The sequence below is a fragment of the Aeromonas sp. R6-1 genome, assembly GCF_040908165.1.
In the GTDB taxonomy this organism is placed as follows: Bacteria; Pseudomonadota; Gammaproteobacteria; order Enterobacterales; family Aeromonadaceae; genus Aeromonas; species Aeromonas caviae.
Map to the genome: position 1 here is coordinate 1 of NZ_JBFODF010000047.1, position 16,508 is coordinate 16,508.

Consider the following 16,508-nt stretch of genomic DNA (forward strand, 5'->3'; position numbering starts at 1 on the left):
GGCGCCGCTTTTTTGTCCGCTCCCCACCGTATCAGTGGTTGGCATAACCCCAGCGACTGGTCAACTCATGCTCGACACCCAGGTGGTCGAGGATGCGGGCGACCATGAAGTCCACCAGATCCTCGATGCTTTTGGGTTCATGGTAAAACCCTGGCGCCGCCGGCATGATGGTCACGCCAAGACGGGCAAGCTTGAGCATGTTCTCCAGATGGATCGCCGAGAAGGGGCTCTCCCGGGGCACCAGAATCAGCTGGCCCCGCTCCTTGATCACCACGTCTGCCGCGCGCTCCAGCAGGTTGTCCGAGGTGCCGTTGGCAATGGCCGAGACGGTACCCATGGAGCAGGGGCAGACCACCATCTGTTTGGGGGCCGCCGAGCCGGAAGCTACCGGCGAGAACCACTCCTCCTTGCCGCAGGCGACGATCTGACCCTCTTTGGCACCATATTGGCGACAGAGGTACGCCGACAGCTCCCTGGGGGAGCCCGGCCAATCCTGCTGCTGCTCGGTCTTGAGCACAACCCTGGCCGCCGAGGAGGCGAGCAGGAAGACCCGATAGTCCGTCTGCACCAGGCATTCCAGCAGGCGCAGGGCATAGGGAGCGCCGGAGGCGCCGGTCAGCGCCAGGGTGATGGCCTTGTTCATGATGCGCTCTGCAGCTCCTTGAGGCGGGCGATCAGCTTGTCGTGAATGCCGCCAAACCCGCCGTTGCTCATGATCAGAATATGATCCCCTGGGCGGCTCTCGGCCACCAGGGCGCCAATCAGGGCATCAAGGGCCTCGAATACCCGGGCAGGCCGGGTCATGTGGGCCGTCACCTCCCCCAGATCCCAGCCGATGTTGGGGGGCTGGAAGAAGAACACCTCGTCGGCACCGTCGAAGCAACCGGCCAGCTCCTCCTTGTGAACCCCGAGCTTCATGGTGTTGGAGCGGGGCTCCAGCACCGCCAGGATGCGGGCCTTGCCCACCTTGGCGCGCAGGCCGCCCAGGGTGGTCTCGATGGCGGTGGGGTGGTGAGCGAAGTCGTCATAGACGCTGATGCCGGCCACTTCCCCTTTCAGCTCCATGCGCCGCTTGGGGGACTTGAACTGGCAGAGGGCGTTGATCCCGTGCTCCACCATGACACCGGCATGACGGGCGGCGGCGATGGCCATCAGACCGTTGTTGACGTTGTGCTCGCCGATGCACTCCCAGTGCACCTCCCCCTGTTTCACGCCATCCAGCCACACCTCGAAGGCGGAGCCGTCATCGGCCAGCTTCACCGCCTTCCACTTGGCGTCGTCCTGGCCCACCAGCTCCACCTCGCTCCAGCAGCCCATCTCGCGCACGGCGGTAAGGTTGTCATCGCCTTTGGGGAAGAGCACCCGGCCGTTGCTCGGCACGGTGCGCATCAGGTGGTGGAACTGGCGCTGGATGGCGGCGAGATCCGGGAAGATGTCAGCGTGGTCGAACTCCAGGTTGTTCATCACCAGGGTGCGCGGGTGGTAGTGGACAAACTTGGATCGCTTGTCGAAGAAGGCGCAGTCATATTCGTCCGCTTCAATCACAAAGAAGGGAGCCGAGCCGAGACGGGCGGAAACCGGGAAGTTGCCCGGCACGCCGCCTATGAGGAAACCGGGTTCCAGCTTGGCATACTCCAGCACCCAGGCCAGCATGCTGGCGGTGGTGGTCTTGCCATGGGTGCCCGCGACGGCCAGCACCCAGCGATCCTTCAGCACGTGCTCCAGCAGCCACTGAGGGCCGGAGATATAGGGCAGATTGCGGTCCAGCACATATTCCACACAGGGGTTGCCACGGCTCATGGCGTTGCCGATCACCACCAGATCCGGCGCAGGATCGAGCTGGGAGGGGTCGTAGCCTTCGGTCAGTTCGATGCCCTGTTGCTCGAGCTGGGTGCTCATGGGGGGATAGACGTTGGCGTCGGAGCCGGTCACCCGATAGCCAAGCTGTTTTGCCAACACCGCCAGACCACCCATGAAGGTGCCGCAGATCCCGAGAATGTGAATGTGCATACCGCTGCCTTTTCCAGTAAAGGGAGTGCGCATTCTAGGGTCTGTTGACCCGGTGGCACAAGCCGCGCCCATGGGGAGCGAAGGCATCGGCGCCCGCAGACGACAGAAATCGGGCAAGCGCGGGGAAAAGCTCCCCTCCGCCACGCCACCCGGCCCTTGAAATATGGTCATTTGACGGGACATCGCTATAATGTCGGCCTGCAAACTTGACTCCAACACTCAAAGGAAACGTCATGAGCCTGAACCTGGTACCGGCCGGCAAGAGCCTGCCTGACGACATCTACGTCATCATCGAAATCCCGCAGAACGCCGACCCGATCAAATACGAAGTCGACAAGGACAGCGGCGCCATCTTCGTTGACCGTTTCATGTCCACCCCGATGTTCTACCCGTGCAACTACGGTTACGTGAACGCCACCCTGTCCCTGGACGGGGATCCGGTCGACGTGCTGGTTCCGACTCCCTACCCGCTGCTGGCCGGCTCCGTCATCCGTTGCCGCCCGGTCGGTGTGCTGAAGATGACCGACGAATCAGGCGAAGACGCCAAGATCGTGGCCGTTCCCCACTCCAAGCTGACCAAGCAGTACGATCACATCCAGGATGTGAACGATCTGCCCGAGTTGCTGAAAGCCCAGATCCAGCACTTCTTCGAGCGCTACAAAGAGCTGGAAGCGGGCAAGTGGGTCAAGGTGGAAGGTTGGGGCGACAAGGCCGCTGCCGAAGCCGAGATCAAGACCTCTGCCGAGCGTTACGCTGCAAAATAAGCGTATCCCTCGCAAAAAAAGGCGCCTTATGGCGCCTTTTTTATGGGTCGTTGCGGGGACGCTCCGGGGGGATCCCCCTGGATATAGAGGTCGCGCCCGTTTTGCCGATAGGGGCGGTAATAGTCATCACCGCAGCGATATTCCTGACCGGCACCTCCCACCAGATCGCAGTTGACCGGCAGCACCTCCAGCCACTTGATGGCCTGCTGGAAGCGCAGCCACTCCTGCCATTCATGCTCCCGGGCCAGCTGATCCCGCAGGGCGAAGGTATCCGCGCTGGACAATCCCTGATTGACGATGACCTGCCCCGCCAGCGCCGGCGTGGCCACCAATATCAGCAGAAACCGTGAAACAAGCTTCATGATGATTTCCCCCATGACTTATTTCCTGAATTAAATTTAAAGTCAGATCAGATAATTACCAATATATCTGTCACCAGACCAATCCAAATGCCGGTCACTCACCTAGTTGTTTATTATCAACCCAGGCGGAGGCGCACCATGAAACTGGCACAAGGCTTTCTGTGCAGTCTGCTCTTCGGCACCATGGCGCAGGCCAACGAGATCAACCTGAGCTGGCAGTGGCAATCTGCGGATGGTCAGCAAAAGCACCTGCAATTGACGGCAGATGAGCGCACCTTTTCAGCCAGCCGTCACGAGATGACACAGCTCGACACCGCCCTCAACTTCCCGCTGGAAACACTCTACTCCTACATCAGTCCGCGCCTCTACAACAGCATCAACCAGATCAACCAGCACAGCCCGGAGACGGCCACCAAGTTCCGCAACCTGGAACAGGCCTTTACCCTGCACGACAGCAGCCTCGAATCCGCCCAGTTCTGGCAGGCCTACCGGCAATATCAGGAGGACGCCTTCTACGAGATGCGGGTCCAGCCCTGCGTTCACCCGGCCAATCAGAAGCTGCCCTGCGTGCGCCCCAACTACTCCCAGCTGTTCTATCAGTTCAAGGGAGACCTCAAACCCCTGGCACAGCAGTTTTCGGCCAAGGATCTCGCCACCAGCGTCACCCTGCTGCAGGAGTGGCTGAGCGGCATCCCCACCCCGCCCGAGCAGATGGACCACTTCGCTCCGCCCTTGCAGGCCCTGCAGGACAACAAGGCCGACAGCGACGAGAAGGCGCTGCTCATGGCCAGTCTGCTGGCGGAGCTGGCACCCCAGTACAGCCTCAGCATCATCTATCCGAACATCAGCATCGGCAGCGTCTCGCCGGCCTGGCTCGCCATCACGGCCGACAGCGGCCTTGAGGGAGACACCCTGGTGATCGGCAATCAGCGCCACGTGCTGCTCACCGGTTCTCCCCTGCTGGCCCAGCAGATGACCATGGCCCAGATTCCCTTGATCAGCGAACCGCTCTACTAGCCTCTTCTGACCATCACTTGCTTTTGATGGATGACATGCCATTCTTGCCGCCGTCATTGGGGGGATGGCGACCATGTTGACAAGATCACCGTCGCACCCTGCATTATTTAACACTTTTTAAACAGATCCGATCAGTTTAGGATGTTCAGGGTCCCATTCCCTCGACCCAAAAATCGTTATAACATCACAAAGGAGTGTCATCCGGATGAAACATCTCGTGCTTACTCTGGCGCTGCTGCCAACCCTGGTCATGGCCCACAACATCAAGGAATCAACCCAGGTGCCGCTGGTCAACATCAGCGACAAGGGGGAGCTGGTGCTCAAGGAGAAGGAGATCAGCTATCAGCCCTGGCAGAGCAAGGTCCTGACCGGCAAGGTCTTCCTGATCCAGCACATCGCGGGTCGCTCCAGCGCCAAGGAGCTCAATGCCCCCATGATCGAGGCGATCAAGGCGGCCAAGCTGCCCCACGACAAGTACCAGACCGTCACCATCATCAACAGCAATGACGCCATCTGGGGCACGTCCGGTTTCGTGAAGAGCAGTGCCGAGGACAGCAAGAAAGAGTTCCCCTGGTCCGCCATGGTGCTGGATGCCAAGGGGATGGCCCGCAACGCCTGGGCGCTCACCCCGGAAAGTTCGGCCATCATACTGCTGGATAAAGAGGGCAAGGTGCTGTTTGCCAAAGATGGCCAGCTCGATGCCGCCGAGATAACCAAGGTGATGGGGCTCATCCAGTCCCATCTCTGAATCAGAGAGAAGGGCGCTGATGGCGCCCTTTCCACAAGGGTCTATGGGTCGTTCCACACTGACAATCTGGGTGTTGCTGCTGGGCTGGTTGTGGATGCAACCGGCGCTGGCACAGCACCCTCTTGAAGCAGCCCTGCCCGATCACGGTCATACCTGCACCCTCTGCGTCCTGCATCTGGATGGCAAGCTGGCACTGACGCCGACCCCCGTTCTCCCTCCCCTCTCCTCTGGCATCGACCGGTATATCGGCACTCCCCAACCGAGGGCGGCCACCGGCACCACGGGACATCGCCGTATCCGCGCCCCACCGCCCCTTCATTGTTTCTTTTTTTGAACCAATCTTTTCTCTATTTATTCAAAAGGATTAACGATGAAAGCAGTCACCCTGTTGCTGGCCGCTGCCGCCTTCGGCGCCCAGGCCCATCACGACGAACACGAAAGCCACAGCCACGGTGCCCATGAGCACGGTCACGGCCACCTCAACCTGGTCCTCGACGGCAACCAGCTGATGATCGAGTTGCAGGCCCCTGCCGCCGATCTGGTGGGCTTCGAGCATGCCGCCAACACCGATGAGGAGAAAGCGCAGTATGCCAAGGCGGTGGCCCGCCTCCAGCAGCCCGACGCCCTCTTCCGTTTCGACCCGGCCGCCGGCTGCAAGCTGACCCAGCAGGAGCTGCAGGCCGCCAAGGAAGATCATGACCATGACCATGAGCACGAGCACGAGCACGAGCACGAGCACGAGCACGACAAGGCTGATGGCGCTAACGATGAACACCATCACGACGACGCGGGCCATGCGGACATGGGGGCCATGTACACCTACACCTGCGCTACCCCGGCCAAGCTCACCGGTCTCGAGGCCACCCTGTTCAGCCTCTACCCGAGCCTGGAGAAGCTGAGCGTGCAGGGCATACTGCCCACCGGCCAGACCGCCGCCGAACTGACTCCGTCCGCCAACAAACTGGGCTGGTAACACCATGAAACATGCCGTGGTTGAGATCCGTGATCTGGCCTTTGCCTGGCCGGGTCACGAAGCCGTCCTCGATCTGCCCGCCCTTCGCATCCACGAGGGTGAGCGCGTCTTCATCAAGGGCCCATCGGGTTGTGGCAAGTCCACCCTGCTCGGGTTGCTGGCCGGTATCCAGACCGCCAACCACGGCACCCTGGAGGTGCTGGGCCAGCCCCTGGCCCGGCTTTCCGGCCGCGCCCGTGACCAGTTCCGGGCGGCCAATCTGGGGTACATCTTCCAGCAGTTCAATCTGCTGCCGTTTCTCTCGGTGCAGGACAACGTCACCGCTGCCCTCACCTTTTCACCCGCCAAGCGGGCCCGCCTGACAGGGAGCCCCGAGCAGGAGGCGCGCCGCCTGCTGGCAGAACTGCAACTGCCGGATGAGGCACTCCATCGCCCCGTCCACGCCCTCAGCATCGGCCAGCAGCAGCGAGTCGCCGCCGCCCGCGCCCTGATAGGCTCCCCTCCTCTGGTGATCGCCGACGAGCCCACCTCGGCCCTGGACACTGACAACCGGGCCGCCTTCATCCGACTGCTGTTCGAGGAGTGCGACCAGCAGGGGTCTACCCTGGTCTTCGTCAGTCACGATCCCTATCTGGAGCCCCTCTTCCCCCGGGTGGAGAACCTGCAACAGCTCAACCGGAGGGCGGCATGACCACACGCCATCATCTCGCAGCCCGTCCGGCCATCTCCCCTTCACTGCGGAGGCTTTCATGCTGAAACTCGCCCTGCAAAGTCTCTGGGCCCGTCGCCTCACCGCCGGGCTCACCCTGCTGGCCGTCGCCATCAGCGTCACCCTGCTGCTCGGGGTGGAGCGGGTGCGCAGTCAGGCACGGGATAGCTTCGCCAACACCGTCTCCGGCACCGATCTCATCGTCGGCGCCCGCTCCGGCCAGGTGAACCTGCTGCTCTATTCGGTGTTTCGCATCGGCAACCCCACCAACAACGTGGGCTGGGACTCCTACCAGGCCATCAAGGCCAGGCCCGGTATCGCCTGGACCATCCCCCTCTCCCTTGGCGACTCCCACAAGGGGTTTCGCGTGCTCGGCACCAACGGGGACTACTTCACCCACCTGAAGTACGGCCAGCAGCAGGCGCTCGTTCTGCGCGAAGGCCGCCCCTTCGAAACACCGTTTGAAGCGGTGTTGGGTGCCCAGGTGGCCGAAAAGCTCGGCTATCACCTGGATCAATCCATCGTCATCGCCCATGGCGCCGGCAACACCTCGTTCAGCCAGCACGACAACATGCCGTTCAAGGTGGTGGGGATCCTGGCCCCCACCGGCACCCCCATCGATCGCACCATTCATGTGCCGCTGGCGGGCATAGAGGCGATCCACCTGGGCTGGGACACCGGTCGTCACAGCAAGAACGTGACCCCGGAACAGGCGATGGCGCTGGATCTCACCCCCAAGACCATCACCGCCTTCATGGTGGGGCTGAGCAACCGGATCCTGGCGTTCCAGTTGCAGCGCAGCGTCAACACCTATCCCAGGGAGCCCCTGATGGCCATCCTGCCGGGAGCCGCCCTGCAGGAGCTCTGGGGGCTGATGAGCGTGGCGGAGACCGCCCTGTCGGTGATCGCGGGCTTTGTGGTGGTGGCGGGCCTCATCGGCATGCTGACCACCCTGCTCGCCGGCCTCAACGAGCGGCGCCGCGAGCTCGCCATTCTGCGCTCCCTGGGGGCGGGCCCTGCCCATCTCTTCCTGCTGCTGGCGCTGGAGGCGATGGCACTCACCACGGCGGGCATCGCCCTCGGGGTGGCCGCGCTCTATCTCGGTCAGGGGCTTGCTAGCCCCTGGCTGCTCAGCCACTATGGCCTGCAAATGAGCCTGGGTCTGCCGAGCGCCTATGAGTGGCAACTGCTGGGCCTGGTCTGGCTGGCGGGCATGGTGATCGGGCTGCTGCCTGCCGCCCGCGCTTACCGCTACAGCCTGAGCGACGGCATGAGCATTCGCGTCTGACCCGACGCATCCGACCAAGAGAGAAGAACAGATGATGAAGTGGAAAATAGTGGCGCTGCTGGCCAGCCTGCTGGTGCTGCCTGCCATGGCTGCAGATTACAAGACCATCGACTGGGATATCCTCATCCCGGAGGGGGAAAAACTGCTGCCACCGCCCCAGGTCAGCCATGACGGCGACTTCTCCTCGGTGCCCCAGCCGGTGGGGGGCGTCAACAAGAAGCTGGACAATCAGGAGGTACGGATCCCCGGGTTCGTGGTGCCCCTGGAAGGGGATGCCAAGACCATCACCGCCTTCCTGCTGGTCCCCTACTTCGGTGCCTGCATTCACGTGCCGCCCCCGCCCACCAACCAGGTGATCTACGTGAGCTACCCCAAGGGAGCGCCGGTGGATGACCTCTGGGACGCCATCTGGGTCAAGGGCAAGATGCACACCGTCAGCTCCAGCCACGAGATGGCCACCGCTTCCTACTCCATGGACGCGGTCGAGGTCAGCGTCTACGAAGAGTGAGCCCCTGATGGCCTCCCCCGGGAGGCCATTTTTTTATCCCGTGACGACCCCGGCAAAGGGATTGTTCATGGATTTGGTTGGAGTAACATTCACTACCAGACCTTGCCATCACGGAGCCAGCATGGCTGACCTGCCCCCCAAGAAAGAGAGTTCCATCCTGAGCAGCCAGGAGCAGACCCTGCGCCTGGCCCGCAGCCGCGGCATCGATGGCATGCTCACCCGCAACAGCGACAGCACCTTCGAGCAGCGCGCCACCTTCCGCCAGCTGGCGGAGCAGGCCACCCGCCAGCGCAATCTGGAATCCATCATGGTGATGGCCGCGCGCCACTGCGAAGAGACCGCCGCCGGCGGCGAGATAGACAGCGACTGGCTCACCCGCTTCCTGCAACTGGCCGAAGACATCAGCATGACCCCCATGCAGCAGTTGTGGGGTCGCATCTTCGCCCTGGAAGTGGCGACCCCGGGCCGCTTCTCCATCCGTGCCCTCAACACCCTCAAGGAGATGACCCAGCGCGAAGCCCAGCTGTTCCAGCGCATCTGCGCCCTCTCCTGCCACTACGAGGGCAGCGACGAGCAGCGTCTGCTGCTGGGCATGCACAAGGGGGCCAGCCTGCTCAGTCGCGCCAAGGTCACCCGAATGGGGCTCGGCAAATACCGGGTGCCCTACAGCGCCCTGCTGCTGCTGTGCGATCTCGGGCTGCTGCACCGTGGCGAGCTCGAATCCGGTCCCCTGCCCGCCGACGGGGTCGAGCTGGCCTTTGGCAACCAGCGCTGGCGTCTGCGCCAACGCCAGAGCAACCTCACCCTGCTCTATTACCGGCTCACCCCTGTAGGCAACGAGCTTGCCCTGCTGCTGGACGAGCCCCCCCTGGAGGAGTACCTGCAGGATCTGAAGACCCTGCTCTCCACCCACCTGCAGATAGAGACCCAGATGCCGGCCCCGGTCAGCGAGCCGGATCTGCCCGCCTGAGGCTGGCGGAGGCCCCGGCCCCGCCTTGCCAAATTGCGAAACCCGCCCCGCCATTGCCAAAACGGCTCCCAAAAAGCGAATCCTGACGGCAGGGGCGGACGCGAGCCCGGGCCATGTTCCCCCCTCTGCGGGTTTTGAGCGCAAAAGAGACATATAGAGCGCAATTTAAGCGTTTTTGGGCACTCTGGTGTACGAATTGCAACCAGACTCTCTTTCCCCTGTCAGGCAGGAAGTACCATGAGAGTCAATCAACCCGTTACCCAGCGTGAGCGCCTCTACCCGTCGCACCAGAACCTGATTTCCACCACGGATCTGGAGAGCCGCATCACCTATGCCAACGACGAGTTCTGCCAGATAGCCGGCTTCACCCTGGAGGAGCTGCAAGGGGCGCCCCACAACCTGGTCCGCCACCCCGACATGCCGCCCCAGGCGTTTGCCGACATGTGGCGCCATCTGCGGGAAGGCAAAAGCTGGATGGGCCCGGTCAAGAACCGCTGCAAGAACGGGGATCACTACTGGGTCAACGCCTTCGTCACCCCCATTCAGGACGCAAGCGGCAAGGTGGTGGAGTACCAGTCGGTGCGCACGGCGCCGGACGACGCGGTCAAACAGCGTGCGGAGCGGGTCTATGACGAGATGCGCCGCGGCAAGACCCCCCGGGCCCTGCGCCTGCCCACCTGCTGCCACACCCTGGGGATCCACCTCTGCCTGATGGCACTGCTGGCCAGTCTGGTCACCCTCGGCTATCAGCACGGCCCGGGCTGGCCACTGCTCATCGGCGCCCTGCCCCTGGTGGTTGCGCTCGTCATCTGCCAGATCCTCTCCCGGCGCCTCGCCCGGCTGGAGACCCTGGCCCGCCACCGTTTCGACAACCCCTTGATGCAACTGCTGTATACCGGCCGGGTCGATCGTCTGGCTGCCGTCGAGCTCGCCATGAAGATGAACCAGGCCGAGTTCAATGCGGTGCTGGCCCGAACCCAGCAGACTTGCCAGCAGATCGTGCAGGCGGCGCAGACGGATCTGAGCAATGCCGAGTCCATCACCGGCAACCTGCAGCAACAGCAGGCCCAGACCAACCAGGTAGCGACCGCCATCACCGAGATGACGGCGTCCATTCGCGAGGTCTCCCACAGCTCGAGCGCCTCCTCGGACAGCCTGGACAACACCGCCGTGCTGTTTCGGGAGGGCAATCGCAGCGTGCTCGATACCGTGGCGGCGGTGGAAGGGGTTCACGGCGAGCTGCTCACCTCCCGCGCCGTGATAGAGGCGCTGGCCAGCCAGTGCCGCGCCATCGACGGCATCCTGGACGTCATCAACAACATCGCCAACCAGACCAACCTGCTGGCCCTCAATGCGGCCATCGAGGCGGCCCGGGCGGGCGAGTCCGGTCGCGGCTTCTCGGTGGTGGCGGACGAAATCCGCACCCTCGCCATCAAGACCCAATCCTCCACCGGCGAGATCCAGCAGATGATAAGCCTCTTGCAGGCCAGCGCCGACGATGCCCAGCAGGCCATGGCGCAAGGGGAACAGCTCTCCGCCAGTTGCCGCCTCAAGGCCGCCGCCACCGGCGATATCCTGCAACAGATAAGTGAACGCCTGTTGCAGGTGACCGCAGGCAGCAACCAGATAGCCCAGGCAATGCAGGAGCAATCCCTGGTCACCCAGGACATCCATCACAGCGTGCTGGACATCAAGCGTCTGGCCGATGACTCCAGCCAGGGCAGCCGCCACGCCGTGCAGGGCATCATTGCCCTCGTGAAGCAGCTCGGGGATCTGGAGCGGCTGGTGCGCCAGTTCCAGCAGCATCCCGCCACCCGGCCAACCAGTGCCGCCCTGACCAGCGGCCAACCTCTGCTGGCCCGCTAAGCCTTCACGGAGCAAACCAGACCCAAAGACCGTGCGCTAATACAAAAAAGCATGGGCCCCGTCTCTCACAAGACGGGGCCCATCGACATTATAAGGCTGGGACAGAACTCTAGATCCAACCCCGCTGTTACAGGGCGGCCAGCCGCTTATCTACTCCCGCTGCCACCGTCTTACCCTTGCCGCGCTTTGAATGGCCGCTGTGCGACAGGGCACTCAACAGGGTGAATCCTCGATTTCACTACCCTGCTCTGATGCACGGCCAATGCTGAGAAACCCATCACCACCGACTTATTAATAAATTTGTTGATCTTGCCCAGAAAACGCCCCTCTTCCGCTTCTCTCCCCAGCGCCGTTCGGTAACATAGCTGCTTGGCAACCCTCTCGTCGGAGTCAGCCATGAGCCAAGCCTGCACAAAAGTACAGGTAAAATGCCGCGAATCCACGGGCAAGAACTTTGCCATCCGAGTTAGATGTGCAATCGGCAACCTGCTACGAATCACTCAACATGGTGATGATCCCCATTCTCTTCGTTCTAAGACATAGGATGCCCAATGAAGCTGCAAACCCTCCGCCTATCGAGCTTCCAATCTTTCGGGGCAGCACCCACCGAAATTCCATTGGAGGAGATGACTTACCTCATTGGGCCTAATGGCTCCGGCAAAACAGCTGCACTGCAGGCCTTGTGTCGGTTGTTTGCCTTTGATCCATCACTGCGTCGAATACTGCGCTCAGACTTTCATGTCCCATTGAACGAAGAAGTGCCTCCGGCGGAGCGCCAGTTATGGATCGAGGCCGACTTTGTATTCCCTGAATTAAAAGATGACGGAGACAACAGCACGGTTGCACCTCATTTCGGTCATATGCGCCTCGACGAGATCGATGGCACACCACGTATTCGTTTTCGCCTTAATGCAACCATGGGGTTGGATGGGGATATAGAGGAAAACATGGTCTATGTGTTGGACATCAATCCAGATGGCTCACCACTTACCACCACCCAAGTACCCCGAGCGGAACGTAACCATATACATATCCACTACCTCCCCGCACGCCGTGATCCCGCCGATCACATTGCCTATGGAGCCAATGCATTACTGGGGCGCATGCTGCGTGCGGTGAACTGGGATGCAGAGCGAACAGTCATCAAGGGACTGACCGACCAAATCAGTGACAGCTTGGCGGGCAATCCATCAATCAATGCGTTCAGCGCAAGTTTGAGAAATGCATGGGGCGCTTTACACAAAGGCAACTTCTTTGCCGACCCCAAGCTCACTTTTGTTGCGTCCGAGATCGAAGCCTTGTTGCGGCACATGTCGGTGTCTTTCACTCCTGGCCATGGGGAGCAGTTGGTCGATTTCTCACGACTTAGCGACGGCCAGAAGTCGATGCTGTATCTGTCACTGGTACACTCTTCGCAGGCGATTGGCCGTGCTGTACTGGCGGCTGAAGATACTTCATTCGATCCGGACAAGCTGCGCCCACCAGTCTTTACGGTGGTCGCTCTCGAAGAGCCAGAAAACAGTCTCTCGCCACACTACCTTGGGCGAATCGTCAATGCCCTCAATGGAATGACCGGACAAGGTGACGCACAAGCGCTCATCGCTACCCACGCACCATCCATGCTGCGGCGCGTTGCTCCGGAACATATCCGTTATCTGAGGTTGACCGAAGAGCGAACATCACGAGTCACGCATATCCTGCTGCCAGACACAGCTGATGAAGCGCACAAGTTTGTGCGTGAGGCAGTACAAGCCTTTCCCGAGGTTTATTTCTCGCGACTTGTTGTTCTTGGAGAGGGTGATAGTGAAGAAATCGTATTACCACGACTTCTTAAAGCGAAGGGATCTCCTGTTGATGAATCTGCGGTTTCAATAGCCCCCTTGGGGGGACGTCACGTAAATCACTTTTGGCGCCTACTTTCCACACTGCAAATTCCATATTTGACATTATTAGACCTCGATGTATCTCGCTATGCTGCTGGTTGGGGACGAATCAAGTACGTGAATGATCAACTCTTTAAGTTTGAACCGGCAAAAATACTTCCTGCCGCTTTAACTTTGCCGAAATGGGATACAGCCGATACACCAGTCCGAACACATCACTATTTTGATGGAGGAACGAAAGACGTATTTCTTGAGCTGGAGAGTCGAGGTGTATTTTTCTCGGCTCCTATGGATCTCGATTTCGCCATGTTACTTGCTTACCCAGATGCGTATGGCGTAGTTAAGGAAGATCCTGAGGCATCCACGATCAAAGCTGTTTTGGGTAAAAGTCACCACGATGCAAGCCAGTACAGCAAAGATGAGCAGAAGCTATTTAACACTTACCATCAGCGCTTCAAGCTTGGTAGCAAACCCGCAGCCCATATTGATGCATTGGCTCAGCTGACTGATGCAGAACTACTGACCAACATGCCCGCATCCCTGAGCAGATTGGCAGATGCCGTCATCACCAAACTCGCGGTTCTGCCGGAATGATAACCGTCGAGACTTGGGAACCTGCAGATGGGCTGACACTTGAGCCCAACGCCCTAATTGCAGCCAAGGAGCAAACACGCAGCCTTGCTCTTACCGCAGGCCCAGGCGCGGGAAAGACCGAAATGCTTGCACAGCGGGCAGATTTCCTATTGCGCACAGGTACCTGCCGCTATCCCAAACGGATTCTGGCCATTTCGTTCAAGGTCGATGCCAGCAGTAACCTGAAAGAACGGGTCAAGCGACGCTGTGGTTCAGAACTTGCTACGCGGTTTGACAGCTATACCTTTCACGCATTCGCCAAGCGCATCATCGATCGTTTCCGTCCTGTGCTAACTGGTGAGTATGCGTTGGATGCTGGATACCAAATTGCAGATCGGAAACTTGGCCCATCACGAACGTTGATCACGTTTTCCGATCTGGTGCCATGGGCAATTGAGATTCTAAGAAAGTCCCCTGTCGCGCGACATGCCATCCGTCAAACCTACAGCGATGTCTTCCTCGACGAATTCCAGGACTGTACAAATCGTCAATACGAACTCCTCAAGCTCGCTTTTCAAGGTACGAACATTCGCTTGACCGCCGTGGGCGACACCAAGCAAAAGATCATGGGCTGGGCAGGCGCTTTGGAAGGCATCTTTCAGGACTTCGTTGCTGATTTTGCAGCAACTCCGCTCAATATGTACCGAAACTTCCGCTCTCAACCACGTTTGCTGCGCTTGCAGAACGAGATCATTCGCAAGCTGGATCCAGCTTCTATCATGCCTGATGAGCAACTTGCAGGCGACGAAGGAGAGGTATTCGCGTGGCGCTTTGAAAACAGTCGTCAAGAAGCAGACTACCTCGCAGATTTGATTGCAGGTTGGATAAACACAGAACAGCTGCCACCAGCAGAAATTGCGGTCCTGATTCGTAATCAGCTTGACCTGTACGCTGATCACCTTATGACGGCACTGGAGGCTCGTGGCATCCCCTTTCGCAACGAGCAGCAGATGCAAGACATCACAGTCGAGCCTGCAGCACGTTTGATCGTGGACTATCTTTCCTGCCTCTATGGTCAGCGCGAGCCCAAATCATGGATTCGGCTCATGAACCAGCTAATCCCGTTTGCAAATGACGAGACTCCGTCGAATGCGCGCAAAGACCTTGATCGGCTGATCAAGCAGCAACGAAAAGAAATAGCCCTTAACGAGCTGGTTGCCCCCCCTTTCTCTGGCTGGTGGGTGTTTGTTCAAATATTTCTGAAGCAAATCAGTGTTGAAACACTAATGTCGCTTTCCCCTGATTACGAGTCTCGTGACCGGCTAAACGAAGTAATCCGTGATACTAAGACCAAGATTGAAGAATTACTAACGCTGGAGCCTGACTTGCCCCAAGCCCTTAAGCGCTTCTCAGACGATCAAGCCGTACGAATACTGACCATCCATAAGAGTAAGGGCCTTGAGTTTGATTCGGTCATCATCATGGCCATCGAAAACGAGAACTTCTTTGGAAATCAGGATGAAAACCGCTGTGCTTTTTTTGTCGGTGTCTCACGTGCCAAAAAACGCCTAGTCCTTACTCATGCGGATCAGCGAGAACGTCCAGCTGGACATACGAAGCGCTGGGATGTGCATCGCACACCTCAAACTGAATATTTCGGCTATACCATACCGTTTGTGAAACAAGAACCATAAGCAAAATAGGGTCGTCATACCCGCAATATTGGTTGACGCTTAATAGCCCGACAATTAGGCATTGCGATGCAATGCACTACGCTTATTGCATCCTAAGATATCAAAAACGTTCAACGGATAAATGGTTGTAGCGACACATAAATCGTTGCGGGGAAATAGGGAAATAAAGAGGGGGCCAAGGCCCCCTCTGCTATAGATGATCAGTGGCGAACATCGACCTCAGTCTGTCAGCCCTCTCTGCCTTAGCGCCGTCAGCAGTTCATCCACCATGGCCTCTACCGGCTTGCCAGCGTTCAGCAGATGGATTTCCGGGTTTTCCGGTGCCTCGTAGGCGGAGTCGATACCGGTAAAGTTGCGAATTTCCCCCGCCCGCGCCTTCTTGTAGAGCCCCTTGGGGTCACGCTCTTCGCACACGCTAAGGGGCGCATCCACAAACACCTCGACAAACTCGTCGGCACCCAGGAGGCTGCGTACCAGATCCCGCTCGGCACGGAACGGCGAGATAAAGGCGGTGAGGACGATCAGGCCCGCATCTACCATGAGTTTTGCCACTTCGCCGACCCGGCGGATATTCTCCTGGCGGGCGGCGTCATCGAAGCCGAGATCGCCGCACAGGCCGTGGCGCACATTGTCCCCATCCAGCAGATAGGTGTGCTTGCCCGAGGCGGCCAGCGCCTGCTCCAGTGCCCCCGCCAGGGTGGACTTGCCCGCCCCGGAGAGTCCGGTGAACCAGATCACCAGGGGCTTTTGCCCCTTCTGCTCGGCCCGGCTCTGTTTGTCGACGGCATGGGCATGCCACACGATATTGCTCATCCAACACTCCTTGATTGGCGCTCACGCCTCAAAACTTAAACTGTCCGGCACCACAGGGAGCCGCCTCGGACTATCAGTCGACAACGTGCTGATGCCATGGCATTGCTCATCCAACACTCCTTGATTGGCGCTCACGCCGCAATACTGAAAACTGTCCGCTACAGCGGGGAGCCGCCTCGCGATGAGGCGGCAAGGTGCTGATGCCCTGATATTGCGCATGCAACACCCCCTGATTGGCGCTTACGCCTGGATGCCAGTGCCCTGGCACTCCCCTGCATCATAAGCTGCCTTGATAAAAGCTGCGTTAACATAAGCAGCCCTTAACACATC

General features: G+C 59.7%; 16 protein-coding genes. 12 read left to right on the forward strand and 4 right to left on the reverse strand.

Going from position 1 to position 16,508, the window contains the following annotated elements; all coding sequences use genetic code 11:
* Positions 1 to 31: 31 nt before the first annotated feature.
* Complete coding sequence (locus tag AB5Y68_RS16115; RefSeq protein WP_039040844.1) at positions 32 to 643, reverse strand: flavin prenyltransferase UbiX; 612 nt, start codon at positions 641 to 643, stop codon at positions 32 to 34.
* The gene (mpl, locus tag AB5Y68_RS16120; protein ID WP_039040843.1) at positions 640 to 2,010 is read right to left on the reverse strand and encodes a UDP-N-acetylmuramate:L-alanyl-gamma-D-glutamyl-meso-diaminopimelate ligase; all 1,371 of its coding nucleotides are present in this window, start codon (positions 2,008 to 2,010) and stop codon (positions 640 to 642) included. The genes AB5Y68_RS16115 and mpl overlap by 4 nt, the downstream gene beginning before the upstream one ends.
* A 233-nt stretch (positions 2,011 to 2,243) precedes the next feature.
* On the opposite strand from mpl, the gene ppa reads away from it, so the two are divergent.
* A complete protein-coding gene (gene ppa / locus AB5Y68_RS16125; RefSeq protein ID WP_005335667.1) occupies positions 2,244 to 2,774 on the forward strand; it encodes an inorganic diphosphatase in 531 nt (176 codons plus the stop codon).
* Positions 2,775 to 2,800: 26 nt separating this feature from the next.
* Here the strand turns inward: ppa and AB5Y68_RS16130 are convergent, their stop codons facing one another.
* Positions 2,801 to 3,151, reverse strand: coding sequence for a hypothetical protein (locus AB5Y68_RS16130; RefSeq protein ID WP_010675583.1), 351 nt, complete (start codon positions 3,149 to 3,151; stop codon positions 2,801 to 2,803).
* A 123-nt stretch (positions 3,152 to 3,274) separates the two neighbouring features.
* Here AB5Y68_RS16130 and AB5Y68_RS16135 point away from each other — a divergent pair, with 123 nt between their 5' ends.
* The 11 genes from AB5Y68_RS16135 to AB5Y68_RS16185 all read left to right on the forward strand — a co-directional run bounded on the left by AB5Y68_RS16135 (position 3,275) and on the right by AB5Y68_RS16185 (position 15,365).
* Positions 3,275 to 4,153 carry a hypothetical protein gene (locus AB5Y68_RS16135; protein WP_010675584.1) on the forward strand — a complete coding sequence of 293 codons (879 nt, stop codon included), beginning with the start codon at positions 3,275 to 3,277 and terminating at the stop codon, positions 4,151 to 4,153.
* Between the two features lie 205 nt (positions 4,154 to 4,358).
* Positions 4,359 to 4,901, forward strand: a complete 543-nt coding sequence (locus tag AB5Y68_RS16140) for a YtfJ family protein (protein ID WP_010675585.1) — start codon at positions 4,359 to 4,361, stop codon at positions 4,899 to 4,901.
* A gap of 43 nt (positions 4,902 to 4,944) precedes the next feature.
* A complete protein-coding gene (locus AB5Y68_RS16145; RefSeq protein ID WP_080560573.1) occupies positions 4,945 to 5,235 on the forward strand; it encodes a hypothetical protein in 291 nt (96 codons plus the stop codon).
* Between the two features lie 36 nt (positions 5,236 to 5,271).
* The gene (locus AB5Y68_RS16150; RefSeq protein ID WP_368207353.1) at positions 5,272 to 5,874 is read left to right on the forward strand and encodes a DUF2796 domain-containing protein; all 603 of its coding nucleotides are present in this window, start codon (positions 5,272 to 5,274) and stop codon (positions 5,872 to 5,874) included.
* Positions 5,875 to 5,878: 4 nt separating this feature from the next.
* Positions 5,879 to 6,565, forward strand: a complete 687-nt coding sequence (locus AB5Y68_RS16155) for an ABC transporter ATP-binding protein (protein ID WP_368207355.1) — start codon at positions 5,879 to 5,881, stop codon at positions 6,563 to 6,565.
* A 58-nt stretch (positions 6,566 to 6,623) separates the two neighbouring features.
* On the forward strand, positions 6,624 to 7,871 hold the full coding sequence (locus AB5Y68_RS16160; protein ID WP_039040840.1) for an ABC transporter permease: 1,248 nt from the start codon (positions 6,624 to 6,626) through the stop codon (positions 7,869 to 7,871).
* A gap of 31 nt (positions 7,872 to 7,902) precedes the next feature.
* Positions 7,903 to 8,379 (forward strand): DUF3299 domain-containing protein, encoded by a 477-nt coding sequence (locus tag AB5Y68_RS16165; protein ID WP_010675589.1) that lies wholly within the window; start codon positions 7,903 to 7,905, stop codon positions 8,377 to 8,379.
* A gap of 121 nt (positions 8,380 to 8,500) precedes the next feature.
* Positions 8,501 to 9,349, forward strand: coding sequence for a TIGR03899 family protein (locus tag AB5Y68_RS16170; protein WP_010675590.1), 849 nt, complete (start codon positions 8,501 to 8,503; stop codon positions 9,347 to 9,349).
* Positions 9,350 to 9,586: 237 nt separating this feature from the next.
* On the forward strand, positions 9,587 to 11,215 hold the full coding sequence (locus AB5Y68_RS16175; RefSeq protein ID WP_039040839.1) for a PAS domain-containing methyl-accepting chemotaxis protein: 1,629 nt from the start codon (positions 9,587 to 9,589) through the stop codon (positions 11,213 to 11,215).
* A gap of 551 nt (positions 11,216 to 11,766) precedes the next feature.
* Positions 11,767 to 13,692 (forward strand): ATP-dependent endonuclease, encoded by a 1,926-nt coding sequence (locus AB5Y68_RS16180; RefSeq protein ID WP_039040837.1) that lies wholly within the window; start codon positions 11,767 to 11,769, stop codon positions 13,690 to 13,692.
* A complete protein-coding gene (locus tag AB5Y68_RS16185) occupies positions 13,689 to 15,365 on the forward strand; it encodes a UvrD-helicase domain-containing protein (RefSeq protein WP_039040836.1) in 1,677 nt (558 codons plus the stop codon). Before AB5Y68_RS16180 ends, AB5Y68_RS16185 begins: the two co-directional genes overlap by 4 nt.
* Positions 15,366 to 15,584: 219 nt before the next feature.
* Here AB5Y68_RS16185 and cysC read toward each other — a convergent pair whose 3' ends face one another.
* Complete coding sequence (gene cysC, locus AB5Y68_RS16190) at positions 15,585 to 16,178, reverse strand: adenylyl-sulfate kinase (RefSeq protein WP_039040835.1); 594 nt, start codon at positions 16,176 to 16,178, stop codon at positions 15,585 to 15,587.
* Positions 16,179 to 16,508 lie beyond the last annotated feature (330 nt).